Origin of the sequence: Bacillus sp. N5-665 (assembly GCF_022637375.2) — a bacterium.
Classification (GTDB): Bacteria; Bacillota; Bacilli; order Bacillales; family Bacillaceae_G; genus Bacillus_A; species Bacillus_A wiedmannii.
Map to the genome: position 1 here is coordinate 1,121,644 of NZ_CP093325.1, position 25,552 is coordinate 1,147,195.

General features: G+C 36.6%; 26 protein-coding genes. All 26 read left to right on the top strand.

Annotation, left to right across the window (positions count from 1 at the left end):
* Positions 1-92 precede the first annotated feature (92 nt).
* A complete protein-coding gene (locus MNO09_RS08195; protein WP_001293536.1) occupies positions 93-467 on the top strand; it encodes a winged helix-turn-helix transcriptional regulator in 375 nt (124 codons plus the stop codon).
* A 51-nt stretch (positions 468-518) separates the two neighbouring features.
* Positions 519-1,658: a radical SAM family heme chaperone HemW gene (gene hemW / locus MNO09_RS08200; protein ID WP_033657623.1), complete on the top strand. Its 1,140-nt coding sequence runs from the start codon at positions 519-521 to the stop codon at positions 1,656-1,658.
* Positions 1,659-1,791: 133 nt separating this feature from the next.
* On the top strand, positions 1,792-2,808 hold the full coding sequence (hrcA, locus tag MNO09_RS08205; protein WP_000954947.1) for a heat-inducible transcriptional repressor HrcA: 1,017 nt from the start codon (positions 1,792-1,794) through the stop codon (positions 2,806-2,808).
* A 114-nt stretch (positions 2,809-2,922) separates the two neighbouring features.
* The gene (grpE, locus tag MNO09_RS08210) at positions 2,923-3,489 is read left to right on the top strand and encodes a nucleotide exchange factor GrpE (protein ID WP_000392716.1); all 567 of its coding nucleotides are present in this window, start codon (positions 2,923-2,925) and stop codon (positions 3,487-3,489) included.
* Positions 3,490-3,515: 26 nt separating this feature from the next.
* Positions 3,516-5,351 (top strand): chaperone protein DnaK, encoded by a 1,836-nt coding sequence (gene dnaK / locus MNO09_RS08215; RefSeq protein ID WP_000034697.1) that lies wholly within the window; start codon positions 3,516-3,518, stop codon positions 5,349-5,351.
* A gap of 193 nt (positions 5,352-5,544) precedes the next feature.
* Entirely contained in the window at positions 5,545-6,660 is a 1,116-nt protein-coding gene (dnaJ, locus tag MNO09_RS08220; protein WP_000043953.1) for a molecular chaperone DnaJ, read from the top strand.
* A gap of 28 nt (positions 6,661-6,688) precedes the next feature.
* Positions 6,689-7,627, top strand: coding sequence for a 50S ribosomal protein L11 methyltransferase (prmA, locus tag MNO09_RS08225; protein ID WP_088107364.1), 939 nt, complete (start codon positions 6,689-6,691; stop codon positions 7,625-7,627).
* A gap of 145 nt (positions 7,628-7,772) precedes the next feature.
* Positions 7,773-8,522 (top strand): 16S rRNA (uracil(1498)-N(3))-methyltransferase, encoded by a 750-nt coding sequence (locus MNO09_RS08230; protein ID WP_001190160.1) that lies wholly within the window; start codon positions 7,773-7,775, stop codon positions 8,520-8,522.
* Positions 8,523-8,528: 6 nt separating this feature from the next.
* Entirely contained in the window at positions 8,529-9,881 is a 1,353-nt protein-coding gene (gene mtaB / locus MNO09_RS08235) for a tRNA (N(6)-L-threonylcarbamoyladenosine(37)-C(2))-methylthiotransferase MtaB (RefSeq protein ID WP_000108686.1), read from the top strand.
* A gap of 461 nt (positions 9,882-10,342) precedes the next feature.
* Positions 10,343-10,516, top strand: coding sequence for a 30S ribosomal protein S21 (rpsU, locus tag MNO09_RS08240; protein ID WP_000048061.1), 174 nt, complete (start codon positions 10,343-10,345; stop codon positions 10,514-10,516).
* Positions 10,517-10,531: 15 nt separating this feature from the next.
* Positions 10,532-10,975 carry a GatB/YqeY domain-containing protein gene (locus MNO09_RS08245; protein ID WP_000054579.1) on the top strand — a complete coding sequence of 148 codons (444 nt, stop codon included), beginning with the start codon at positions 10,532-10,534 and terminating at the stop codon, positions 10,973-10,975.
* Between the two features lie 108 nt (positions 10,976-11,083).
* The gene (gene yqfC, locus MNO09_RS08250; protein WP_000732264.1) at positions 11,084-11,377 is read left to right on the top strand and encodes a sporulation protein YqfC; all 294 of its coding nucleotides are present in this window, start codon (positions 11,084-11,086) and stop codon (positions 11,375-11,377) included.
* 178 nt (positions 11,378-11,555) lie between these two features.
* The gene (yqfD, locus tag MNO09_RS08255; protein ID WP_000792474.1) at positions 11,556-12,755 is read left to right on the top strand and encodes a sporulation protein YqfD; all 1,200 of its coding nucleotides are present in this window, start codon (positions 11,556-11,558) and stop codon (positions 12,753-12,755) included.
* Positions 12,756-12,758: 3 nt separating this feature from the next.
* Entirely contained in the window at positions 12,759-13,718 is a 960-nt protein-coding gene (locus MNO09_RS08260) for a PhoH family protein (protein ID WP_000840500.1), read from the top strand.
* Positions 13,719-13,911: 193 nt separating this feature from the next.
* The gene (locus MNO09_RS08265) at positions 13,912-16,056 is read left to right on the top strand and encodes an HD family phosphohydrolase (RefSeq protein WP_000946269.1); all 2,145 of its coding nucleotides are present in this window, start codon (positions 13,912-13,914) and stop codon (positions 16,054-16,056) included.
* Positions 16,053-16,523 (top strand): rRNA maturation RNase YbeY, encoded by a 471-nt coding sequence (gene ybeY / locus MNO09_RS08270; protein ID WP_000054689.1) that lies wholly within the window; start codon positions 16,053-16,055, stop codon positions 16,521-16,523. The genes MNO09_RS08265 and ybeY overlap by 4 nt, the downstream gene beginning before the upstream one ends.
* A complete protein-coding gene (locus MNO09_RS08275; RefSeq protein ID WP_000715484.1) occupies positions 16,520-16,873 on the top strand; it encodes a diacylglycerol kinase family protein in 354 nt (117 codons plus the stop codon). Before ybeY ends, MNO09_RS08275 begins: the two co-directional genes overlap by 4 nt.
* A 99-nt stretch (positions 16,874-16,972) precedes the next feature.
* Positions 16,973-17,371, top strand: coding sequence for a cytidine deaminase (locus tag MNO09_RS08280; protein ID WP_001086293.1), 399 nt, complete (start codon positions 16,973-16,975; stop codon positions 17,369-17,371).
* Positions 17,364-18,269 (top strand): GTPase Era, encoded by a 906-nt coding sequence (gene era / locus MNO09_RS08285; RefSeq protein WP_001080239.1) that lies wholly within the window; start codon positions 17,364-17,366, stop codon positions 18,267-18,269. Before MNO09_RS08280 ends, era begins: the two co-directional genes overlap by 8 nt.
* Positions 18,270-18,445: 176 nt before the next feature.
* Positions 18,446-18,589, top strand: coding sequence for a YqzL family protein (locus MNO09_RS08290; RefSeq protein WP_000883924.1), 144 nt, complete (start codon positions 18,446-18,448; stop codon positions 18,587-18,589).
* A gap of 33 nt (positions 18,590-18,622) precedes the next feature.
* A complete protein-coding gene (gene recO, locus MNO09_RS08295) occupies positions 18,623-19,369 on the top strand; it encodes a DNA repair protein RecO (protein ID WP_000487012.1) in 747 nt (248 codons plus the stop codon).
* 107 nt (positions 19,370-19,476) lie between these two features.
* Positions 19,477-20,109 carry a transcriptional regulator CcpN gene (gene ccpN, locus MNO09_RS08300; protein ID WP_002077328.1) on the top strand — a complete coding sequence of 211 codons (633 nt, stop codon included), beginning with the start codon at positions 19,477-19,479 and terminating at the stop codon, positions 20,107-20,109.
* A 29-nt stretch (positions 20,110-20,138) separates the two neighbouring features.
* Positions 20,139-20,951 (top strand): pyruvate, water dikinase regulatory protein, encoded by an 813-nt coding sequence (locus MNO09_RS08305; protein ID WP_000368940.1) that lies wholly within the window; start codon positions 20,139-20,141, stop codon positions 20,949-20,951.
* A gap of 850 nt (positions 20,952-21,801) precedes the next feature.
* Entirely contained in the window at positions 21,802-23,598 is a 1,797-nt protein-coding gene (gene dnaG / locus MNO09_RS08310) for a DNA primase (protein WP_000528234.1), read from the top strand.
* A gap of 59 nt (positions 23,599-23,657) precedes the next feature.
* A complete protein-coding gene (rpoD, locus tag MNO09_RS08315) occupies positions 23,658-24,785 on the top strand; it encodes an RNA polymerase sigma factor RpoD (protein ID WP_000764061.1) in 1,128 nt (375 codons plus the stop codon).
* A 385-nt stretch (positions 24,786-25,170) separates the two neighbouring features.
* Positions 25,171-25,527: a cytochrome c550 gene (gene cccA / locus MNO09_RS08320; protein ID WP_000828147.1), complete on the top strand. Its 357-nt coding sequence runs from the start codon at positions 25,171-25,173 to the stop codon at positions 25,525-25,527.
* Positions 25,528-25,552 lie beyond the last annotated feature (25 nt).

Genomic DNA, 25,552 nt, shown 5'->3' on the forward strand with positions numbered 1-25,552 from the left:
ATAATTACTTTTTAGACAACGTAGCTTCTCTCATTTACAATAGTGAGGTGGCTATATTTATGAATGATTGATATAGAGTTAGGAGACTATTAATGTCCGAAAATATTCGAAAAGATATTCACGAGAAAATACAAAATGGCAATTTTAATTGTGAAAAGGAATTGACGCTTTCTATTATTAGCGGGAAGTGGAAAGTTGTGATACTGTGGCATCTTGGTGTGGAAGGGCCTCATCGTTTTAGTGAATTACAACGATTATTCCCAAGCATTTCTCATAAAGTTTTGTCGAACCAATTAAAAGAGTTAATGGAAGATGGGATTGTTGACCGAACAGTATACCCAGAAATTCCTCCGCGAGTAGAGTATTATATGACGGAATTAGGCATGTCGCTTTTACCGATCGTTGAAATGATGTATGATTGGGGAAAAATGCGAATGGAACAAATTCGTAATACGTTAGAGAAGTGAAGATTCCTCCGGAGTGCGGAGGTTTTCTTTTTAGAAAGGTAGGAGTTATATTTGGTGCAAGCTGCATATATTCATATTCCATTTTGTCAGCATATTTGTCACTATTGTGATTTTAATAAAGTGTTTATTGAACGCCAACCGGTCGATCAATATTTAGAGTATTTAGAGAAAGAAATAATAAATACAGTTCAAAAAGTACCGTTTGATAGTATGAAAACGATTTTTGTTGGTGGAGGAACTCCGACAGCTTTAAATATGGAACAGACAAAAAAGTTACTAGATATTATAAACCGTCGCTTACGTCCGTTTGCTCCAAATTGTGAATTAACATTTGAAGCGAATCCAGGTGATTTACCGAAAGAGAAGTTAAATGTATTGCTAGAAGGTGGAGTGAACCGAATTAGTTTTGGTGTGCAAACATTTCGGGATGAGTTGCTTGAGAAAATTGGGCGTAAGCATACGAGGGAAGATGCGTTTGTAGCAATTAGAGAAGCGCAGGAAGTGGGCTTTAAAAATATAAATGTAGATATTATTTATGCTCTGCCAGGGCAGACGATAGAAGATGTAAAAGAAACATTAGACATTGCTTTTACGCTTGGTGTACAACATTTCTCGGCATATTCATTAATTGTGGAACCGAAAACTGTGTTTTATAACTTAATGAATAAAGGGAAATTAAGACTTCCAGGTGAAGATCATGAAGCGAAAATGTATGAAATGGTAATGGATGAAATGGAGAAACACGGCTATACTCAGTATGAAATTAGCAATTTCTCAAAAGGTGATAATGAAAGTAGACACAATCTCACATACTGGAATAATGAAGAGTATTATGGATTTGGAGCTGGAGCGCACAGTTATGTAAATGGAGAACGTATCCAAAATGTAGGGCCGCTCAAGCAATATTTCAATAAAATTGATGAAACTGGATTTCCATATTTAGATGTTCACGCGGTGACGGAGAAAGAAAGAATGGAAGAAGAGTTGTTCTTAGGACTTCGAAAAACACAAGGTGTATCTAAAATATTGTTTCAAAAGAAATTTAATATGGAGATGAATCAAGTTTTCGCGAAGCAGTTGCAAAAAAATCAAGAACAAGGATTGCTTGAAGAGAAAGATGGATATGTTCGTTTAACGCGAAAAGGAAAATTATTAGGGAATGAAGTATTCCAATCATTTTTGATTGACTAATTAAATGTTCCATAAACGTGAAAAAGTTTCATTATTTCGTGACGTTTCCGTTGACAATTGAATGTCAATTTTGGTAAGTTATTAATAGATTTAGCACTCGAAGACAAAGAGTGCTAACAGAGGTGATGATGAGATGCTTACGGAACGTCAGCTCTTAATTTTACAAACAATTATTGATGACTTTATTGGATCAGCGCAACCTGTTGGGTCGAGGACGTTGGCTAAGAAAGATGAAATTACGTTTAGTTCAGCTACTATTCGAAATGAAATGGCTGATTTAGAGGAACTAGGATTTATTGAGAAAACGCATAGTTCTTCAGGACGTGTTCCTTCTGAAAAAGGATATCGTTTTTATGTAGACCATCTTTTAGCGCCGCAAAACTTACCGAACGATGAAATTGTACAAATTAAAGATTTATTTGCTGAAAGAATTTTTGAAGCGGAAAAGATTGCACAGCAATCGGCTCAAATTTTATCAGAGCTTACGAATTATACGGCCATTGTTCTTGGACCGAAGTTAAGCACAAATAAACTTAAAAACGTACAAATTGTACCGCTTGATCGTCAAACTGCAGTCGCTATTATTGTAACGGATACAGGGCATGTACAAAGCAAAACGATTACCGTTCCGGAATCTGTTGATTTATCAGATTTAGAAAAAATGGTTAATATTTTAAATGAAAAGCTGTCGGGTGTACCGATGGCAGAACTGCATAACAAAATCTTTAAAGAGATTGTTACAGTTTTACGTGGATATGTTCATAATTACGATAGTGCAATAAAAATGTTAGATGGTACATTTCAAGTTCCTTTATCGGAAAAGATATACTTTGGAGGCAAAGCAAATATGCTTTCGCAACCAGAGTTCCATGACATTCACAAAGTAAGATCCTTGCTGACGATGATTGATAATGAAGCCGAGTTTTATGACATTTTGCGTCATAAACAAGTAGGTATTCAAGTGAACATTGGTAGGGAAAACTCTGCGACGGCCATGGAAGATTGTAGTTTAATTTCTGCAACATATTCGATTGGAGAAGAACAGCTTGGAACAATTGCTATTTTAGGTCCGACAAGAATGCAATACTCTCGGGTAATTAGTTTGTTACAGTTATTTACGAGACAATTTACTGATGGACTTAAAAAGTAAATGAGAGTAATACATTCGCTCAAGTAATGAAATTTTCATTGCTGTGTGTAATATATAATGCTTAGGTAATTGTGTTCAGCATAATACCTAATACCTTTTAAGGAGGTGAATATTGTGGAAGAGCGTAACGAACAAGTGGTAGAAGAAGTAAAAGAAGCGCAAGTTGAAGAAGCTGTCACGACAGAAAACAGTGAAAAAACTGTAGAAGAAAAAAGTGAGGCTGCTCTTTTACAAGAAAAAGTAGATGAGTTACAAGCGAAGCTAACGGAAACGGAAGGTCGCACATTACGTCTACAAGCTGATTTTGAAAATTATAAGCGTCGTGTCCAAATGGATAAACAGGCTGCTGAAAAATATAGAGCACAAAGTCTAGTTTCAGATATTTTGCCAGCTCTTGATAATTTTGAAAGAGCGATGCAAGTGGAAGCGACTGATGAGCAAACGAAATCCTTGTTACAAGGTATGGAAATGGTGCATCGTCAATTGCTAGAAGCGTTGACTAAAGAAGGTGTTGAAGCGATTGAAGCTGTTGGTAAACAGTTTGATCCTAATGAACACCAAGCTATTATGCAAGTGGAAGATAGTGAATTTGAATCGAACGCGGTAGTTGAAGAATTCCAAAAAGGTTATAAACTAAAAGACCGCGTGATTCGCCCATCAATGGTAAAAGTAAATCAATAATTTACATAAAAGTAGGAGGATTCGCCATGAGTAAAATTATCGGTATTGACTTAGGTACAACAAACTCTTGTGTAGCTGTTATGGAAGGTGGAGAACCGAAGGTTATCCCAAATCCAGAAGGAAACCGTACAACACCTTCTGTTGTAGCTTTCAAAAATGAAGAGCGTCAAGTTGGGGAAGTTGCAAAGCGTCAAGCAATTACAAACCCAAATACAATCATGTCTGTTAAACGTCATATGGGTACAGACTACAAAGTAGAAGTTGAAGGTAAAGATTATACACCTCAAGAAATTTCTGCAATCATTTTACAAAACTTAAAAGCTTCTGCTGAAGCATACTTAGGTGAAACAGTAACGAAAGCTGTTATTACAGTACCTGCATACTTCAACGATGCAGAACGTCAAGCAACAAAAGATGCTGGTCGTATCGCTGGTTTAGAAGTTGAGCGTATCATTAACGAACCAACAGCAGCAGCGCTTGCTTACGGTTTAGAAAAACAAGATGAAGAGCAAAAAATCTTAGTATATGACTTAGGTGGCGGTACATTTGACGTATCTATCCTTGAGTTAGCAGATGGAACATTTGAAGTTATTTCAACTGCTGGTGACAACCGTCTTGGTGGAGATGACTTTGACCAAGTTATTATTGACCACTTAGTAGCTGAGTTCAAAAAAGAAAATAACATTGATTTAAGCCAAGATAAAATGGCACTTCAACGTTTGAAAGATGCAGCTGAAAAAGCGAAAAAAGATCTTTCTGGCGTAACACAAACACAAATTTCATTACCATTCATTAGTGCTGGAGCTGCTGGTCCATTACACTTAGAATTAACGTTAACAAGAGCGAAATTCGAAGAGATTTCAGCAGGTCTTGTTGAAAGAACGTTAGAGCCAACTCGTCGTGCATTAAAAGACGCTGGTTTTGCTCCAAGCGAATTAGATAAAGTTATCCTTGTTGGTGGATCTACTCGTATCCCAGCTGTACAAGAAGCTATTAAACGTGAAACTGGTAAAGAACCATATAAAGGTGTAAACCCTGATGAAGTTGTAGCATTAGGTGCTGCAGTTCAAGGTGGCGTACTTACTGGTGATGTAGAAGGCGTACTATTATTAGACGTAACTCCACTTTCTTTAGGTATTGAAACTATGGGTGGTGTGTTCACGAAATTAATCGAGCGTAACACTACAATTCCAACAAGTAAGTCACAAGTATTCTCAACAGCTGCTGATAACCAACCGGCAGTAGACATTCACGTATTACAAGGTGAGCGTCCAATGTCAGCTGACAACAAAACATTAGGTCGTTTCCAATTAACAGACCTTCCACCAGCACCACGTGGTATTCCACAAATCGAAGTAACATTCGATATTGATGCGAACGGTATCGTTAACGTACGTGCAAAAGACTTAGGAACAAGCAAAGAGCAAACTATTACAATCCAATCTTCTTCAGGTCTTTCTGATGAAGAAGTAGATCGTATGGTACAAGAAGCAGAAGCAAATGCTGACGCTGACCAAAAACGTAAGGAAGAAGTTGAACTTCGTAACGAAGCTGACCAACTTGTATTCCAAACGGATAAAGTTGTAAAAGATTTAGAAGGTAAAGTGGATGCGGCTGAAGTTGCAAAAGCAACAGAAGCGAAAGAAGCATTACAAGCTGCGATCGAGAAGAACGAGCTTGAGGAAATCCGTGCGAAAAAAGACGCTTTACAAGAAATCGTACAACAATTAACTGTTAAATTATACGAGCAAGCTCAAGCAGCTGCAGGGCAAGCGGAAGGTGCACAAGGAGCACAAGATGCTGGCGCGAAGAAAGACAATGTAGTAGACGCTGAGTTTGAAGAAGTAAAAGAAGATAAGTAATATAAATAAGTAAGATGACAAAAAGTCAAAGTCAAGCGTGCCTTGACTTTGGCTTTTTTCACGAATGAAAAGAAAAGTGTGAGGTTCTTAAGTTTTTTACTTTGCATACTGTAAGTGAGGAAACTTTGTTGCAAAGCACTTTCTTTCGGTGTTAAAATTACGTTTATGTGAAAGATTCGGGGGTTGTAAATTTATGAGTAAACGAGACTATTATGAGGTCCTTGGACTTAGCCAGGGTGCTTCAAAAGATGAAATAAAAAAAGCGTATCGTCGTTTGGCTAAAAAATATCATCCAGACGTAAGTAAAGAAGAAAATGCAATTGAAAAGTTTAAAGAAGTACAAGAAGCATACGAAGTATTAAGCGACGATCAAAAGCGCGCGCAATATGATCAATTTGGTCATGCTGGTGCAAATCAAGGTTTCGGTGGCTTTGGCGGCGGAGGAGACTTCGGCGGTGGCTTCGGTTTCGAAGATATCTTTAGTTCGTTCTTTGGCGGCGGCGGTGGTAGACGTCGTGATCCAAATGCTCCACGTCAAGGTGCTGACTTACAATATCAAGTTACTTTAGAGTTTGAGGAAGCTATTTTTGGTAAAGAATTAAATGTTGAGATTCCAGTAGAAGATCCATGTGATACTTGTAAAGGTAGCGGAGCGAAACCAGGAACTTCAAAAGAAACATGTAAACATTGTTCAGGATCAGGGCAAGTAAGTGTAGAACAAAATACACCATTTGGTCGTATCGTAAACCGTCAAGCTTGTGGTCATTGTTCAGGAACTGGTCAAATGATTAAAGAAAAATGTACGACATGTCACGGTTCTGGTAAAGTACGTAAACGTAAAAAAATCAACGTTAAGATTCCGGCAGGTATCGATAATGGTCAACAAATTCGTGTATCTGGAAAAGGCGAAGCGGGCGTAAATGGCGGACCGGCAGGAGATTTATATGTTGTTGTTCATGTGAGAAATCATGAATTCTTTGAGCGTGAAGGAGATCACATTATTTGTGAAATGCCATTAACATTTGCGCAAATGGCACTTGGTGCTGAAGTGGAAGTTCCTACTGTACATGGGAAAGTGAAGCTGAAAATTCCAGCAGGAACACAAACAGGAACAGAATTCCGCTTAAAAGGAAAAGGTGCTCCGAACGTACGTGGATACGGTCAAGGAGATCAATATGTAGTCGTTCGTGTTGTTGTACCGACGAAATTAACTTCACATCAAAAAGATTTATTACGTGAATTTGCGGGACAAGAAGAGCAGGATGATAGTTTATTTGGAAAGCTTAAACGTGCTTTCAAAGGGGAATAATGGAAATGAAAAATGGAGTTGGTAAATTGTGAAATGGTCAGAAGTTAGTATTCATACAACAGAAGAAGCAGTAGAAGCTGTCTCTCATATTTTACATGAAGCTGGTGCTAGTGGAGTTGCGATTGAGGATCCAGCGGAGTTGACGAAAGAGCGCGAGCAACAATATGGTGAAATTTATGCATTGAACCCAGGTGAATATCCGGCGGAAGGTGTATTAATAAAAGCATATTTCCCACAAACGGATTCTTTACAGGAAACGATTGCGGGTGTAAAATCATCTATTGATATGCTTCCATCTTACGACATCGAAATTGGTACTGGAAATATTACCGTTAACGAAGTCAATGAAGAAGATTGGGCTACTGCTTGGAAAAAATATTACCATCCAGTACAAATTTCTGATACATTCACAATTGTGCCGACGTGGGAAGAATATACACCAGCTTCTCCGGAAGAAAAAATTATTGAATTAGATCCAGGTATGGCGTTTGGGACAGGAACTCATCCGACAACAACGATGTGTATTCGTGCTTTAGAAAAAACAGTTCAGCCAGGTGATACTGTCATTGATGTAGGAACAGGTTCTGGTGTACTTAGTATTGCAGCGGCAAAATTAGGTGCGTCTTCTGTTCAAGCGTATGATTTAGATCCGGTTGCAGTGGAAAGTGCAGAAATGAATGTACGTTTAAATAAAACAGATGATATCGTGTCTGTGGGACAAAATAGTCTTTTAGAAGGTATTGAAGGTCCTGTTGATTTAATCGTAGCTAATTTATTAGCGGAAATTATTCTTTTATTCCCTGAAGATGCAGCAAGAGTTGTGAAGTCGGACGGATTATTTATTACATCGGGCATTATTGCAGCGAAGGAAAAGATAATTTCTGAAGCGCTAGAAAAAGCTGGATTTACAATTGAAGAAGTATTACGAATGGAAGATTGGGTAGCAATTATTGCACGAAATGCGTAATATAGATTTTAGTTTATAATGAAAAGGGGAGTCTCTCACTATAAGGTGAGGGACTTGCCGTTTGTTATATGAAAAAATGATAACGTTTCGTTCTTTTCGTAAGTGTTGACTTACGAAAGGAACGAAACTCTACTAAGGTGATTATATGCAACGTTATTTTGTAGAAGAGAAATATGTAAATGAGACAAGTATTCGCATTGTAGGTGATGACGTACATCATATCGCAAGAGTGATGCGTATGTCAGCTGGTGATCACATTTATTGCTGTGTAAACGGAAAAACAGCAGTATGTTCAATTGATGAAATTACCAGTGAATTTATTAATACGGCTATTGTAGAATGGGTAGAGGCGTCAAGTGAACTTCCTGTTTTCGTGACGATTGCAAGTGGACTGCCGAAAGGAGACAAGCTAGAGTTAATTTTCCAAAAAGGAACTGAGCTTGGGGCGGCCGCATTTTTACCATTTCAAGCATCTCGCTCTATTGTAAAATGGGATGCGAAAAAAGCTGATAAAAAAGTTGAGCGTTTAAGAAAAATTGTGAAAGAAGCTGCGGAACAATCGCATAGAAGCGAAATTCCAGAAGTGCATGCTCCGGCATCATTTAAGCAATTGCTTTCAATGAGTAATGAGTATGATGTATGTCTTGTTGCGTACGAAGAGGAAGCAAAACAAGGTGAGAAATCCAATTTTGCTAAAGCTTTAACGACGATGAAACCAGGCCAAAAACTATTGATTGTATTTGGACCAGAAGGTGGTTTAGCGGAGGAAGAGATTACTGCGCTTCGTGAACATAAATTTGTACCATGTAGTTTAGGACCAAGAATTTTAAGAACAGAAACGGCGCCGTTATACGCGTTAAGTGCTGCTTCGTATCATTTTGAATTGATGGGGTGATGATCAATGTCAACTGTTGCGTTCCATACGTTAGGTTGTAAAGTAAACCACTATGAAACAGAAGCCATTTGGCAATTGTTTAAACAAGGTGGATATGAAAGAACTGAATATGAAAAAAAAGCTGATGTATATGTTATTAATACGTGTACAGTAACGAATACGGGAGATAAGAAAAGCCGTCAAGTTATTAGACGTGCTGTTCGTCAAAATCCGGATGCGGTTATTTGTGTAACGGGATGTTATGCACAAACATCTCCAGCGGAAATTATGGCGATTCCAGGTGTAGATATTGTAGTTGGTACACAGGATCGTGAAAAGATGTTAGGATACATCGAAGAATTCCGCAAAGAGCGTCAACCAATTAATGCTGTCCGCAACATTATGAAAACACGTGTATACGAAGAACTGGATGTACCTTATTTCACGGATCGTACACGTGCATCTTTAAAAATACAAGAAGGTTGTAATAATTTCTGTACATTCTGTATTATTCCTTGGGCACGTGGTTTAATGCGTTCTCGTGATGGGAAAGAAGTTATTAAACAAGCGCAGCAATTAGTAGATGCAGGTTATAAAGAAATCGTATTAACAGGTATTCATACAGGTGGGTACGGTGAAGATATTAAAGATTATAACTTAGCTGGATTACTTCGTGACATGGAAGCGGAAGTAGGCGGATTAAAACGTCTTCGTATTTCTTCTATTGAAGCGAGTCAAATTTCAGATGAAGTAATTGAAGTGTTAGATAAGTCTGAAGTAGTTGTACGTCACTTGCACATTCCATTGCAATCTGGATCTAATACTGTATTAAAGCGTATGCGTCGTAAATATACGATGGAATTTTTCCAAGAGCGTTTAGATCGATTGAAAGAAGCGTTACCAGGCCTTGCAATTACATCGGATGTAATTGTTGGTTTCCCAGGTGAAACAGAAGAAGAATTCATGGAAACATACAATTTCATTAAAGAGAATCGCTTCTCTGAGTTACACGTATTCCCTTACTCAAAGCGTACAGGAACACCTGCAGCACGTATGGAAGATCAAGTTCCTGAAGATGTGAAGAATGATCGTGTTCATCGCTTAATTGAATTATCTAACCAATTAGCGAAAGAGTATGCGTCACAGTTTGAAGGGGAAGTGCTTGAAATCATTCCGGAAGAGCAATTTAAAGAGGGCGACCGTGAAGGGTTATATGTAGGCTATACGGATAACTACTTAAAAATTGTATTTGAAGGATCAGAAGAATTAATTGGTAAGCTAGTGAAAGTGAAAATTACGAAAGCTGGTTATCCATATAACGAAGCACAATTTGTTCGTGTTCTTGAAGATGATGTAAAAAAAGAATCAGCAAGCGCATAAAATGAAACTTTAATCAGTGGGGATTTTGTTCCTCCCCACTAATTATCAGCCGGACTCCCACCTAAGTTCTTTGCTTTTGCTGAATTTTGAGATTGGGGTCTTACTGCCCGGCAAATAGCGGGATAAAAAAAGCATGCAAACGGAAACGATTTGCATGCTTTTTTTTCGTGGAGAAGTTAAGTACTGAAAAGGCAGGTACGTCGAATGAGTAGTTATTTAATATTTTCTTGTATTAAAAAAGATGTAATGATAAAAATATAGTTGTCTTCAGGGGAAAAGGATAATAGCTATCTACATAGCTTTTGAACAGGGAAAGGCATCTATTCTTCTTTTATTCTGCCAAATAGTTGACCTGAAGTGATAAAATGTATTATAATCGTAAAAGACATGCTGAAGAAGGGTTTCTTTTTGCATGCTGAAATTAGTATGTAAGTGTGATGTTTCGGAGGGAGGGAAAGAGAATGTCAAAAACAGTCGTTCGTAAAAACGAGTCTTTGGAGGATGCACTTCGCCGTTTTAAAAGATCGGTTTCTAAAACTGGTACACTTGCTGAAGCAAGAAAGCGCGAGTTTTATGAAAAACCAAGTGTAAAACGTAAGAAGAAATCTGAAGCGGCAAGAAAGCGTAAATTCTAAGAGAGGGTGTAAGTTATGAGTCTTCTCGGTCGTTTAAACGATGATATGAAACAAGCGATGAAGAATAAACAAAAAGAAAAATTAACCGTTATTCGTATGGTTAAGGCTGCTTTACAAAATGAAGGTATTAAACTGCAACATACTCTTACTGAAGAAGAGGAATTAACAGTTTTAGCTCGTGAAGTAAAACAGTATAAGGACTCCCTCCTTGAATTTAAAAAAGCTGGTCGTGAAGACCTTGTTAATAAACTGCAAAGTGAAATTCAGATTTTAAGCGCATATTTGCCGGAGCAATTAACAGAAGAAGAACTAGCGAATGTAATTAAGCAAGTTATTTCTGAAGTTGGTGCGACTTCTAAAGCAGATATGGGTAAGGTGATGACTGCTGTTATGCCGAAAGTAAAAGGTAAAACAGACGGATCACTTGTGAATAAGCTGGTTATCCAGCTATTAGCATAAAAAAACGTCTCATTTCGTATGAGACGTTTTTTTATGCTTTTTTTCAGTTTGGACGTGATATTACAAGCTCTTTTTTCATACATATGGGATGAGAGGGGGTCTTTTGAGATGAAAAAATTAGAACAAATGAAGAATTGGTTAACAAAGCAAATAGACCTGCCAGTGGATGTGCTAATGGATCTACCTCGGATCACGCTTGTTGGGCAAGTGCATATCTATATAGAGAATCATCGGGGTTTATTAGTGTTTTCAGATAAAGAAGTAAGATTGTTATTAAAGCACGGTCAATTATTAATTAAAGGGCAATCCTTTATTATTAAAACAATCCTTCCAGAAGAACTTTTGCTTGAAGGAATAATTGAGCAAGTGACGTTTTTAGAAAACGAAAAAAAAGAGGAGTGAGGGAAACTTCCATATGTGAAGTTTTTCTTCGTTATTTTCGTAATTCGACCTTACTATTCAGTTTATCTCGCTATTTATGGGTGGTAGAACTCTTTATTTCATTTTCGTACGAGCTATTTTGCTAATTAAAGTGAAAAAAGTAGTGTGTATACTTTTGGAAAGGTAGTGGAGATAGTAGATGAAAAATAAATGGTTTATAAAGTGGCTTGGATATGTAAAAGTACGAATTGAAGGTAGAGGTGCGGAACGGTTCGTTAACGAATGTGTACGTAGAAAATTATTAGTTTGGGATGTTAAGAAGATTGCTGATGAAACGTTAGTTTTTTGTATGTTATTACGAGATGTGAAGAAAATAAAACCAATTTATAGAAAAAATGAATGTAAACTATATTTTATTGGGCGTTACGGTTTTCCTTTTTTGAATAAGCGTTTAATTAAAAATAGTGGATTCTTAATTGGTTTTTTAATTTTCTTTTTTGGCATGATTGCATTATCCAATATGGTTTGGAAAATTGAAATTACAGGAGCGAAACCTGAAACAGAATATATATTGATGAAAGAATTGGACAAAATGGGTATTAAAAAAGGGAAATTACAATTCCAAATGCCTAATGTAGAAGATGTACAACGTCATTTGACAGACAATATTAATGCGATTACTTGGGCGGGATTAGAAATAAGAGGAACGACGTACCATTTTAAAATTGTTGAAAAAAACGAGCCGAAAAAAGAAAAGGAACAAAGGCCGCAAAATTTAGTTGCAAAAAAAGAAGCGATTGTGACAAAAACATTTGTTGAAGTAGGAAAACCAGTCGTCTTGAAAAATGACCATGTTGAAAAAGGACAGCTTCTCGTATCAGGGATATACGGTAATGAGGAGAGTCCGACGATTGTTTCGGCGAAAGGTATTGTATATGGAGAAACGTGGTACACATCTGAGGTGAGTGTGCCACTAAAGACGCAATTTCAAGTATATACTGGCAATGCATATAATGAGCATTACCTTACATTTGGGAGTGTGAAAATAAAAATATGGGGATTTCAACATGATAAGTATAAACGCTCTCGTACTGAAAGTGTAAAACACGATGTGAAACTATTTGGTTTTACACTGCCGATCGCGTATGAAAAAGATATTGTACGAGAAGAGGAAGAAGCGAATCGGGAATATACAGAAAAACAGGCAATGAAAGTAGCGAAAGAGATGGCTGAAAAAGAACTAAAGAAAAAATTGGATGAACATGCTATGATTGTAAGTGATAAGATTTTGAGTAAAGAGGTTGAGGCGGATCAACTAAAAGTCACATTGCATTATACTGTGATCGAAAATATTGCAGAGCCACAACCAATATCCGAATCCGATATTCAAGGAGACTGAGTAATGGCAGAACAATTAGTAGAAATGAACCAACAATTGGAAAATGCTAACGAAGCAATCGCTCTTTTTGGAGTCAATGATGCTCATTTGAAAGTAATTGAACGGGAACTGAATGTATCGATTGTAACTAGAGGTGAAACTGTTCATGCATCTGGAGCAGTTGAAACTGTGACACTCGTAGAAAAAATCTTACAGCAATTACTTGTTGTTATTCGAAAAGGTATATCAATTACAGAAAGAGATGTTGCGTATGCAATTCAGCTCGCACAACAAGGGAAAATTGCTCAATTTGAAGAGTTATATGAAGAAGAAATCTTTAAAACGGCAAAAGGTAAATCCATTCGTGTAAAAACAATGGGGCAAAGAAGATATATTCATGCAATGAAGAAGAATGATATTGTATTTGGAATGGGACCTGCTGGGACTGGGAAAACATACTTAGCTGTAGTAATGGCTGTGAGAGCTTTAAAGCAAGGGTATGTAAAGAAAATTATTTTAACGAGACCGGCTGTAGAAGCTGGAGAAAGTTTAGGTTTTTTACCAGGAGATTTGAAAGAGAAGGTAGATCCGTATTTACGTCCATTGTATGATGCTTTGCACGATATTCTTGGACAAGAATATACGCAACGTATGATGGAGCGAGGGGTAATTGAAATTGCACCTCTTGCTTATATGAGGGGGCGTACGCTCGATGATTCATTTGTTATTTTAGATGAAGCGCAAAATACAACGGGTGCACAAATAAAAATGTTTTTAACTAGATTAGGTTTTAGCTCTAAAATGGTTATTACGGGGGACCCTTCACAAGTAGACTTACCAAAAGGGGTAAAATCAGGGCTTTCGCTAGCTTCTAACATTTTATCTGGTGTATCAGGTCTTTCATTCATTACATTAGAACAAACGGACGTTGTGAGGCATCCGCTGGTGCAACGTATTATTGAGGCATATGATAAAATGGAATGATCCTATTTGTCAGGATCATTTCTTTTTGTATTAAGGTTGGCGAACGGCATATTTTTTACTATCATAAAAGATAAGAGAAATAAACTAAAGGTACTGGTGTATCAAAATGTTACTTAAAAGTATCGTTGGCTAGAAGAAATGAAAGCTATAAATAGTTTCACTTTATTTCTGGAGAGGAGAAGGTATTGAAATCATGTTAAGATCTGAAGAAATTTCTAAGTGGTTTCGTAATTTACAACATTCGAAAAAACTAAGTTGGATTTCTTACGTTTTATTAGGAGCAGTGCTGTTTTTTGCACTTATGAATAATGTAAAACCAGAGCAATTAGATGTTGATATGTATTCTATTGCGAAAAAAACAATTCATTCTCCTATTAAAATTGAAGATAAGGTTATAACGGACAGAAAAAAACAAGAGGCCGCTCAAAAAGTTGGGGATCAATATACATATAGAAGTGAATATAAACAAAATAGAGTAGATATTGTAAATGATGTTTTTGCTAAGGTAAATGAAGCAATTCAAGAGATGAAAGCTGCTGGACCTGAAGAGCAAAAAAAGATGACCGATGCAAATAAATTAGAAAAATTGAAGAAGAAGTTGCCATCTAATTTAACAAAGGAATTATCTGATGAGAATTTATTATATTTTATTAATGCAGAACCGGATCAATTAGAATTAGCAAAGAACGCGGCTCTAACGTCTATTAGTGTTATTATGGGTGGAAATATTAAAATGTCCGAAGAAATAGCAGCAAAAGAGCGATTTGTTAATGAAATGAAAAGCCTCAATGTGAATAGCGGATTGAAGGAAGCTGTGAACGCGCTAGGATCATATGCGATTACAGCAAATTATTTTTATGATCCGACTGTAACGAAAGAGAAGAAGAAAGCGGAAGAAGATTTAATTCCACCTGTTTATATTCTTCAAGGACAAGTTATTGTTAGAGAAGGTGAAACAATTTCAAGTGATATGTATAATCAGTTGAAATTAGTCGGTTTATTAGAGAAAGGTAATAGTTTTCAGCCTTATGTTGGATTAGCAGTGCTCATTGGTGTGTTACTGTACTTTATGCATAAGCAGTTTGAAGTATTTTTACAGCGTAAAAGAGAAGATAGACCGTATATTTTAGCGTATATTACAATTTTATCTATCACGATTGTTTTAATGAAAACGATTAGTTTGTTTCAAAAGCTTGAATATGCAGGAATTGCGTATGTTGTCCCGGTTGCGATGGGAACAATACTTGTAAAACTAATGATTGGCGATCGATTTGTATTTTTAACAAGTATGATTTTTTCTGTGTGCGGAAGTATTATGTTTAATGAAGGGGTAACAAGTACACTGAATTATAGTGTTGGTATTTATGTGTTGTTAAGTTCATTATCAGTAAGCATTTTCTTAAGGGAAAAAAATCGTCGTACGATGATTTTGCAAGCTGGTATACTCGTTTCTATCTTAAATGTGGTCGTCTTAGCGGCGTTATTATTATTACGTAATGGGAATTTTTCACCTCTTGAAATTGGAACGCAATTATTGATGGCTTCCGTTTCGGGAATTATCTCATCCGTTTTGGCTATGGGGATATTACCATATTTAGAGAGTGGACTTGGAATTGTATCAAGCATGAAGCTTATGGAACTATCAAGTCCGAATCATCCGCTTTTGCGTAGAATTTTGTTAGAAGCGCCAGGAACGTATCACCACAGTGTAATGGTAGCGAATCTTTCTGAGGCAGCGTGTGAAGCGGTTGGAGCAAATGGTGTATTAGCACGTGTAGGGGCGTATTATCATGATGTAGGAAAAACGGTACAACCGCAATTCTTTATTGAAAACCAGATGGGAATTGAAAATCCACATGATAAATTAGATCCTGTGACGAGTAAAGATATTATCATTGCTCATGTAACAGATGGAGTCAGAATGCTCGAAGAACACCATATTCCGCAAGAAATTATCGATATTGCTGGACAACACCATGGTACAACATTACTTAAATATTTTTATTATAAGGCGATTAAAGAAGATAAAGAAAAATATACAGAAGAGATGTTTCGCTATCCGGGATCAAAAGCAACTTCTAAAGAGTCGGCAATTGTTGGTATTGCTGATAGTGTTGAGGCGGCGGTACGTTCTATGAATCACCCAACGCCAGATCAAATTAATAATTTAGTACAAAGTATTATTAAAGATCGCCTGCAAGATGGGCAATTTAGTGAATGTGATTTGACGTTTAAGGAACTACAAATCGTTGGAAAAACGTTATGTGAAACGTTAAATGGTATTTTCCATTCGCGTATTACATATCCGGAACCACCGGAAGAGAAGGAGAAAGAATGAGTTTATTAATTGATTTCATTGATGAAACAGAAGAAGTGAAAGAAGAATATGTGAATTTAATTCGTGAGATATTAGAAAAAGCAGCTCAAATGGAAAAAATAGAGGATGGTGCGGAGTTATCAGTGACATTTGTAGATAACGAACGCATTCGCGAGATTAATCGTGATTACCGAGATAAGGATCAGCCTACTGATGTCATTTCCTTTGCTATGGAAGAAATGGGAGAAGGAGAAATGGAAATTGTAGGTGCAGAGATGCCTCGTATGTTAGGTGACCTTATTATTTCTATTCCGAGAGCGAAAGAACAAGCTGAAGAGTATGGACATTCTTTTGATCGTGAACTTGGCTTTTTAGCGTTACATGGCTTTTTACATTTACTTGGTTATGACCACATGACAGAAGAGGATGAAAAAGAAATGTTTGGAAGACAAAAAGAAATTTTAGAGGCATTTGGATTAGGTCGATGAAAAAAGGAAAACTTATAAATAGTTTTGGATATGCTATAGCAGGTATATTCTTTTGTCTTCGTCATGAACGAAATATGAAAATTCATTATTTAGCCGCAGTCATTGTTATATGCTGCGGCTTTTATTTCCATATTACGAAGGTAGAGTGGATGGTATTACTTATTGTAATAGGAATTGTAATGAGTTTAGAGATGGTAAATACGGCTGTGGAAAAAACAGTAGATTTAGCGACTACCGATATACATCCGTTTGCGAAAATTGCAAAGGATGTCGCAGCCGGATCGGTTTTATTGTTTGCGATAATAGCCGTTATAATTGGTGCTATTATCTTTTTGCCGTATGTGGTATAGTTGCATTCCAAAGCTTTTATGAAGCTTTGAAAGTGCTGTAAAGGCCTTTAATAAGAGAGTGTATCTATTCACAGCTGTGGACAGGAAGGATGCGGGAATATGAATAGTAAACAATTAATTCAAGAAGCAATCGAAGCGCGTAAACAAGCGTACGTACCATATTCTAAATTTCAAGTAGGTGCAGCATTATTAACACAGGATGGAAAAGTATATCGTGGATGTAATGTTGAAAATGCATCATATGGTTTATGTAACTGTGCAGAAAGAACAGCTTTATTTAAGGCGATTTCTGAAGGAGATAAAGAGTTTGTAGCTATTGCAGTTGTAGCGGATACAAAGCGTCCGGTACCTCCTTGTGGAGCATGCCGACAAGTTATGGTAGAATTATGTAAACAGGATACGAAAGTATACCTATCAAATTTACATGGTGACGTTCAAGAGACTACAGTTGGAGAATTGTTACCAGGAGCATTTTTAGCGGAGGATTTACATGAATAGAAAAGGTTATAAATCAGGTTTTGTCTCTATTATTGGCAGACCGAATGTTGGAAAATCTACATTTTTAAATCGTATTATCGGCCAGAAAATTGCCATTATGAGTGACAAGCCACAAACAACTCGTAATAAAATTCAAGGCGTATATACAGAAAATGATTCACAAGTAATTTTCATTGATACACCAGGAATACATAAACCTAAACATAAATTAGGCGACTTCATGGTGAAGATGGCTCAAACGACATTAAAAGAAGTTGATATTGTTCTGTTTATGGTCAATGCAGTTGAAGGATTTGGTCGTGGTGAGGAATTCATTATTGAGAAATTAAAAGAAACGAAACAACCAGTATTTTTAGTAATTAATAAAATTGACCAACTTCATCCAGAGCAATTATTAGAGTTAATTGATCAATACCGTAAACTATATGAGTTTGCAGAGATTGTACCAATTTCTGCATTAGACGGCAATAATGTGGATGCTTTAATTGGAACAATTAAAAAGTATTTACCAGAAGGACCGCAATACTACCCAGATAATCAAGTAACGGATCATCCAGAGCGATTTATTATTTCAGAGCTTATTCGTGAAAAAGTATTACATTTAACACGTGAAGAAGTGCCGCACTCTGTAGCGGTTGTTATTGATGCAATTCAAAAACGTGAGGGCGGAGCGGTTTATATAAACGCAACGATTGTTGTTGAACGTGCATCACAAAAAGGAATTATTATAGGTAAGCAAGGAAAGATGTTAAAAGAAGTCGGTAAGCGAGCTCGTTTTGACATTGAAGCATTACTTGGTTCTAAAGTATTTTTAGAAGTATGGGTAAAAGTGCAAAAAGATTGGCGTAATAAAATGTCTCAGCTTCGTGACCTTGGTTTCCGCGAAGACGAGTACTAAAATAGAGTAAAGCTGTAATCAGCGGATGTTTTGTTCATCCGCTGATTATTGGTTTTTATGAGTTTTGATAAATTAGGAAAAATTTTTCTCACATGAAAATGGACAAAATGGGTCAATTTAATAACAACAAAGGAAATTGGTTTATAGGCTACGCTTATTGAGAAAGGTGGATTCTTATGCTAGATTTTACCTGGAAGTTTTTCTCCAAAACAGGAAGCATTGAAACGTACTTGCTTTTGAAAGAAATGGAAAAAGACGTAAACGATGAGATGGATCAACATGAAGAGGAGCTAGCGCATCTAGACTCTCCAATTTCTTGACCCGTTTTGTTCAAACCTTGGATGGTGACGAACATGTTTCAAAAAGTTGAGGGCATCGTTATCCGTACGACAGATTACGGAGAAACGAACAAGATTGTTACAATATTCTCAAGAGAATTGGGTAAGGTAAGTGCAATGGCAAGAGGAGCGAAAAAACCGAAAAGCCGGTTAGCATCTGTTTCGCAACTTATGACCCATGGTAATTTTCTTATTCAAATGGGATCTGGACTTGGAACTTTGCAACAAGGCGAGATTATTTCAACTATGAAAGAAATTCGCGAGGATATATTTTTAACTGCTTATGCATCATTTATTGTTGAGTTAACTGATAAAGCAACAGAAGATAAAAAACATAATCCATATTTATTTGAAATGTTATATCAAACGTTGCATTATATGTGTGAGGGTGTTGATTCAGAAGTATTATCATTAATTTATCAAACGAAAATGCTTCCGGTATTAGGGATGCGCCCGTACTTTGATACATGTGCGATTTGTCATCAAGAAACAGATTTTGTCGCCTTCTCTGTCCGGGAAGGCGGTTTTCTGTGCTCGCGTCATGCTGAGCAAGACCAGTATCGTATACCAGTGGGGGAAGCTGTTCATAAATTATTACGTCTTTTCTACCACTTCGATTTACATAGACTTGGCAATGTATCGGTGAAGGATAGCACAAAAAAACAAATGCGTTTAGTATTGAATACATATTATGATGAATATTGTGGGATTTATTTGAAGTCAAGACGTTTCTTAGAACAACTTGATAAGTTTCAAATATAATTTTGGGCCGTATACGGTCCTTTTTACATCCTATCTTTTTCAAATAGCATATTTAGTATATAATATTTAAGAGATAGTATAACTTTTTTCGTTGTGCATTAAAGGTGGTGATTATCATAGAGCTGAATAAACGGCAAGAACATATCATTCAGATTGTAAAAGATCACGGTCCTATTACAGGGGAGTCAATTGCTGCGCAATTAGGATTAACACGTGCAACACTAAGACCAGACTTAGCAATTTTAACGATGGCTGGTTATTTAGAAGCGCGTCCACGCGTAGGTTATTTTTATACGGGTAAAACCGGGGGGCAGCTATTATCTGAGGCTGTTAAGAAAATTAAAGTACAAGATTATCAATCTAGACCAGCTGTAATTGATAAAAATGTATCAGTATACGATGCGATTTGTACAATGTTTTTAGAGGACGTAGGTACCTTATTTGTTGTAGATCAGGCGATTCTATTAGTTGGTGTTGTATCTCGTAAAGATTTATTAAGAGCTAGCCTTGGAAAGCAGGATTTAACCTCTCTTCCGGTTAATATTATCATGACAAGGATGCCAAACATTGCGATGTGTCGTAGAGAAGATTCTTTATATGATATTGCGATGGAATTAATAGAAAGACAGATTGATGCGATGCCAGTTGTAAAAGATACGAAACAAGGTTTAGAAGTGATTGGACGAATTACAAAAACAAATATTACACGTGCGTTTGTAAACTTAGTAAATAACGAATAAGTGTAATTTGTTTAAAGTGAGGTAATGTAATGGATAATAAAATCGTATATGTCGTATCCGACTCTGTTGGAGAAACGGCTGATTTGGTTGTTCGAGCAGCGATGGGACAATTCCCATTTGCTCCTGATATTAGACGTGTACCGTATGTAGAAGATACAGGGACATTAAAAGAAGTGATTTCGATTGCTAAGAGCAATCAAGCACTTATTTGTTTTACGTTAGTAAAGCCTGACATGCGTCAGTATTTAGTGACAGAGGCTGCGAAAGAAGGCGTAGAGGCATATGATATTATCGGGCCTCTTATCGATCAAATTGAAGAAATTACAGGGCAAGTACCAAGATATGAGCCGGGTGTTGTTCGTAGATTAGATGAAGAATACTTTAAAAAGATTGAAGCGATTGAGTTTGCTGTAAAGTATGATGATGGTAGAGACGCACGTGGTATTTTAAAAGCAGATATCGTGTTGATTGGGATTTCGCGCACATCAAAAACACCGCTTTCTCAATATTTAGCTCATAACAAACGTTTGAAAGTTGCCAATGTACCGCTCGTACCAGAAGTAGATCCGCCTGAAGAATTATATCAAGTGGCTAAAGAAAAATGCTTCGGTTTGAAAATTACGCCAGATAAGTTGAATCATATTCGAAAAGAGCGATTGAAATCACTTGGACTAAGTGATGGTGCAACATATGCCAATATTAATCGTATTAAAGAAGAAATTGATCACTTTGAGAATGTAGTTGGTAAAATAAATTGTCAAGTAATTGATGTATCGAATAAAGCGATTGAAGAAACAGCCAACATTATTGTGAATGCAGTGCAAAACCAAAAATTGTTTTAGCACATTTACCAAAGGTGAATGTGCTTTTTTCGCTCGTGAGAAACACAATACCTGTTGATTTCGTAATAGATTATAGCGGAGTGGTTATACTTATATTCTTCTGTCTTTTTATTATGCTAAAGGCAGGGTTTCGTTATCCTGAAATAGAAGATGAAAAAATAAAGGGATATGTAGCGTAGTTGAAGAAAATATATTATAATAAAAAATTGTGATAAAAACCTATATTTTACGTTTAGACTTTAATTTTTCAGAATAAACTAGGGATAGGATTTACGAAAAGACATGTAATTACGTTAAATCGACAAAATCTATACAAGAAAACGCACATTATGGAAGGATTCGCAGAAGGGATGTAGAATACAGAAATATGCAAAACATCAATATCGTATTAGTTGATGCAGATGCATAGCCTGTGAATGCTGAAAATTGTGCAAGTTGGAACGAAAGTTCATGTCGAAATTTTGTTTGTCACATCGTATGCTCATCGTTTAAGGAAGTAGCAAGGAAAATTGGATCTATGTAGATACTGAATAAGCTAAAGTTGATTTTTTATATGTATCAACATGCAAAAAACAGATCTCGTGATCACATAGGATATGGTGCTTGCTAGTCTTCTTGTAAAAAAGTGTATATGTATTGTCTCCAGGAGGTACATTTGTAACAGGTGAGCAAATGGATACAATTTTATATAGTAGGTACGTATGTGCGAAATTACGCAGAAAAGGGCCTACAAAATCGTTTGATAACGTGATCGACAACACTTTCTAATAAGTTTAGAAAAAATATTGTCGAATTATAAAGGAATTTTTTAATTTTTATCGAATACAAAATACGACACGGAGATGGATTTATGGGGAACAGAATTCCCGAAGAAGTTGTTGAACAGATTCGGACGTCATCGGATATTGTAGAAGTGATTGGTGAATACGTTCAACTTAGAAAACAGGGGCGTAACTATTTTGGCCTTTGTCCATTTCATGGTGAGAATTCTCCTTCATTCTCTGTTTCATCTGATAAGCAAATTTTTCATTGCTTCGGATGTGGAGAAGGTGGAAATGTATTTTCCTTTCTAATGAAAATGGAAGGATTGGCTTTTACCGAGGCTGTTCAAAAGCTAGGTGAAAGAAATGGAATGGCGGTTGCAGAGTATACATCAGGGCAAGGACAACAAGAAGATATATCTGATGACACTGTCATCATGCAACAGGCTCATGAACTTTTGAAAAAGTATTATCATCATTTATTAGTAAATACAGAAGAAGGAAATGAAGCACTTTCGTATTTGTTAAAACGTGGTATTACGAAAGAGATGATTGAGAAGTTTGAAATTGGTTATGCGTCACCTGCTTGGGATGCAGCAACGAAAATTTTACAAAAAAGAGGTTTATCGCTGTCTAGTATGGAACAAGCTGGTCTTCTCATAAGAAGCGAGAAGGATGGTAGTCATTATGATCGCTTCCGTGGAAGAGTTATGTTTCCAATCTATACGTTACAAGGTAAAGTGATAGCGTTTAGTGGAAGGGCATTAGGAGATGACACTCCGAAATATTTAAATAGCCCTGAAACACCGATTTTTCATAAAAGTAAATTGTTGTATAACTTCCACCAAGCGAGGCCGTTTATTAGAAAACGTGGGCAAGTGGTCCTTTTTGAAGGGTATGCCGACGTAATGGCTGCGGTAAAAAGTGGTGTGGAAGAAGCTGTCGCGACAATGGGAACAGCTTTAACTGAAGAACAAGCAAAACTTCTGCGACGTAACGTTGAAACTGTTGTTCTTTGCTATGATGGTGATAAAGCAGGGCGAGAAGCAACGATGAAAGCAGGGCAATTATTGCTAAAAGTTGGTTGCCAAGTGAAAGTTACATCCTTGCCAGATAAGCTTGATCCTGATGAATATGTGCAACAATATGGGACAACTGCTTTTGAAAATCTTGTGAAATCAAGTATAAGTTTTGTTGGTTTTAAAATAAATTATTTGCGTTTAGGGAAAAATTTGCAAGATGAGTCTGGCAAAGAAGAATATGTGAAAAGTGTTTTAAAAGAGTTATCGTTGCTACAGGATGCGATGCAGGCAGAATCATATTTGAAGTCATTATCGCAAGAATTTTCGTATTCAATGGAAACTCTTTTGAATCAATTGCACCAATATCGCAAAGAACAAAAGGTACAGCAAAAACAAGTAAAGCAGGTTTCTAAGCCGTCTCAAATTGTTCAAACAAAACCGAAGTTAACAGGTTTTGAAAGGGCAGAAAGAGAAATTATTTATCATATGTTGCAAAGTCCAGAAGTGGCTGTTCGTATGGAATCCCACATAGAAGATTTTCATACAGAAGAACATAAAGGGATTTTATATGAACTATACGCATATTATGAAAAGGGAAATGAACCTTCAGTCGGAACATTTTTAAGTTGGCTCTCTGATGAGAAGTTGAAAAATATTATCACTGATATTTCGACGGATGAATTTATTAATCCAGAATACACAGAAGAAGTGTTACAAGGCCATTTGGAGACGCTCAGCCGTCATCAAGAAAAACTTGAAAAGATGGAAATCATCTTTAAGGTAAAACAAATGGAAAAAACAGATCCTGTAGAGGCTGCTAAATATTATGTAGCATATTTACAAAATCAAAAAGCGAGAAAATAGCTTTTTTGATAAATTTTTAGTATAATGAATGTTTGTATCTCGCGTAAGGAGGGGAACAGATGGCTGACAAACCAGCTCGTTCTAAACAAATTGAAACTGAAATGACCCTTGAGCAAGTGAAAGAACAACTCACTGAGCTCGGAAAAAAACGTGGCGTTCTTACATATGAAGAGATTGCAGAACGCATGAATGGATTTGAAATTGAATCCGATCAAATGGATGAATACTATGAATATTTAGGTGAACAAGGAATTGACTTAGTTGGTGACAATGACAACGACGAAGGTCCTAATAATCGCCAAATTACAAAAGCGGAAGAAGAATTTGACCTTAATGATTTAAGTGTACCACCTGGGGTTAAAATCAATGATCCCGTTCGTATGTATTTAAAAGAAATTGGTCGTGTAGATTTACTATCTGCAGAAGAAGAAATTCGACTTGCAACGCGTATTGAAGAAGGCGATGAAGAAGCGAAACGTCGTCTTGCAGAAGCAAACTTACGTCTTGTAGTAAGTATTGCAAAGCGCTACGTGGGCCGTGGTATGCTTTTCTTAGACTTAATCCAAGAAGGGAATATGGGTCTAATTAAAGCGGTTGAAAAGTTCGATTATCGTAAAGGTTTCAAATTTAGTACGTATGCAACTTGGTGGATTCGCCAAGCGATTACACGTGCGATTGCAGACCAAGCACGAACAATTCGTATCCCAGTTCATATGGTTGAAACGATTAATAAGTTGATTCGTGTACAACGTCAATTACTACAAGATTTAGGACGCGAACCATCTCCTGAAGAGATTGGTGAAGAAATGGATCTTGCTCCAGAAAAAGTACGCGAAATCTTAAAAATTGCACAGGAGCCAGTTTCTCTTGAAACACCGATTGGTGAAGAAGATGACTCCCATTTAGGTGATTTTATTGAAGACCAAGAAGCAACATCGCCTGCGGACCATGCAGCGTATGAATTGCTAAAAGAACAATTAGAAGATGTGTTAGATACACTAACAGATCGTGAAGAAAATGTTCTACGTCTTCGTTTTGGTTTAGATGATGGACGAACTCGTACGCTTGAAGAAGTTGGGAAAGTATTCGGCGTAACGAGAGAACGTATCCGTCAAATTGAAGCAAAAGCACTTCGTAAATTAAGACATCCAAGCCGTAGTAAGCGTCTTAAGGATTTCTTAGAATAGGCTACCTTTAAGTTTACTTCACCTTTGTGAAGTAAACTTTTTTATTTTGTTAACTTTTGTTAAACTTTAGCTATCGGCAACGATTACAATTTCTTGTAATTTATTTTACAGAATTGTCTTTTGATTTGCAAATGCTCATTTTTCGATTTTTCGATTAATTTTGTGTATTCTATACAAAAATATATGTAGAAAAGTGAAAAATATGATGAGAAACGTTAATAATTATCGAAATAATAAGCGATATAACAATAAAAAACAATAAACTGAATTTATGGAATATTTTTAACGATTAGTAGTTTACTCTTTTCTGATAGAGCGTTTTCAAGTACAATGGAAATGACTGAATCATCTAACTATTTAGGGGTATAGAGGGGGGAGAAGAGATATGAAACGTAATCCGCTGATTCCGTTCGCTCTTATTGCAGCATTAGGTATTATCGTTATGTTTGTATTTTCATTTCAGGGGCTAAATAAATCTAAAGAGTTAGCTGATGCAAAAAATGGCGGGAAGCCAGCACAAACAGCATCAAAACCAGAGGATATTGTGAAGCAAAGCTGTACGAGCTGCCACGGTGATCAGTTACAAGGGGCGGTAGGGCCTAATTTACAAAAAATTGGTGGGAAACTTTCGAAAGAAGAGATTCAAGAAGTTATTTCGAAAGGAAAAGGAAATATGCCACCAAATATAGTTCCAGCTGATCAAGCCGCTAAAGTAGCTGATTGGTTATCGAAGAAAAAATAAAGTTCCGTATGAGAAGCCTTTTGCT

What these genes read in the sequence shown, in the direction of transcription:
- era (WP_001080239.1), top strand. Translation starts at nt 17,364, where the DNA reads ATGAATAGAAAAGGTTATAAATCAGGTTTTGTCTCTATTATTGGCAGA.
- MNO09_RS08195 (WP_001293536.1), top strand. Translation starts at nt 93, where the DNA reads ATGTCCGAAAATATTCGAAAAGATATTCACGAGAAAATACAAAATGGC.
- MNO09_RS08280 (WP_001086293.1), top strand. Translation starts at nt 16,973, where the DNA reads ATGAATAGTAAACAATTAATTCAAGAAGCAATCGAAGCGCGTAAACAA.
- recO (WP_000487012.1), top strand. Translation starts at nt 18,623, where the DNA reads ATGTTTCAAAAAGTTGAGGGCATCGTTATCCGTACGACAGATTACGGA.
- hrcA (WP_000954947.1), top strand. Translation starts at nt 1,792, where the DNA reads ATGCTTACGGAACGTCAGCTCTTAATTTTACAAACAATTATTGATGAC.
- rpsU (WP_000048061.1), top strand. Translation starts at nt 10,343, where the DNA reads ATGTCAAAAACAGTCGTTCGTAAAAACGAGTCTTTGGAGGATGCACTT.
- ybeY (WP_000054689.1), top strand. Translation starts at nt 16,053, where the DNA reads ATGAGTTTATTAATTGATTTCATTGATGAAACAGAAGAAGTGAAAGAA.
- MNO09_RS08230 (WP_001190160.1), top strand. Translation starts at nt 7,773, where the DNA reads ATGCAACGTTATTTTGTAGAAGAGAAATATGTAAATGAGACAAGTATT.
- dnaJ (WP_000043953.1), top strand. Translation starts at nt 5,545, where the DNA reads ATGAGTAAACGAGACTATTATGAGGTCCTTGGACTTAGCCAGGGTGCT.
- MNO09_RS08275 (WP_000715484.1), top strand. Translation starts at nt 16,520, where the DNA reads ATGAAAAAAGGAAAACTTATAAATAGTTTTGGATATGCTATAGCAGGT.
- cccA (WP_000828147.1), top strand. Translation starts at nt 25,171, where the DNA reads ATGAAACGTAATCCGCTGATTCCGTTCGCTCTTATTGCAGCATTAGGT.
- mtaB (WP_000108686.1), top strand. Translation starts at nt 8,529, where the DNA reads ATGTCAACTGTTGCGTTCCATACGTTAGGTTGTAAAGTAAACCACTAT.
- rpoD (WP_000764061.1), top strand. Translation starts at nt 23,658, where the DNA reads ATGGCTGACAAACCAGCTCGTTCTAAACAAATTGAAACTGAAATGACC.
- yqfD (WP_000792474.1), top strand. Translation starts at nt 11,556, where the DNA reads ATGAAAAATAAATGGTTTATAAAGTGGCTTGGATATGTAAAAGTACGA.
- dnaK (WP_000034697.1), top strand. Translation starts at nt 3,516, where the DNA reads ATGAGTAAAATTATCGGTATTGACTTAGGTACAACAAACTCTTGTGTA.
- MNO09_RS08245 (WP_000054579.1), top strand. Translation starts at nt 10,532, where the DNA reads ATGAGTCTTCTCGGTCGTTTAAACGATGATATGAAACAAGCGATGAAG.
- MNO09_RS08260 (WP_000840500.1), top strand. Translation starts at nt 12,759, where the DNA reads ATGGCAGAACAATTAGTAGAAATGAACCAACAATTGGAAAATGCTAAC.
- dnaG (WP_000528234.1), top strand. Translation starts at nt 21,802, where the DNA reads ATGGGGAACAGAATTCCCGAAGAAGTTGTTGAACAGATTCGGACGTCA.
- MNO09_RS08305 (WP_000368940.1), top strand. Translation starts at nt 20,139, where the DNA reads ATGGATAATAAAATCGTATATGTCGTATCCGACTCTGTTGGAGAAACG.
- MNO09_RS08290 (WP_000883924.1), top strand. Translation starts at nt 18,446, where the DNA reads ATGCTAGATTTTACCTGGAAGTTTTTCTCCAAAACAGGAAGCATTGAA.
- MNO09_RS08265 (WP_000946269.1), top strand. Translation starts at nt 13,912, where the DNA reads ATGTTAAGATCTGAAGAAATTTCTAAGTGGTTTCGTAATTTACAACAT.
- yqfC (WP_000732264.1), top strand. Translation starts at nt 11,084, where the DNA reads ATGAAAAAATTAGAACAAATGAAGAATTGGTTAACAAAGCAAATAGAC.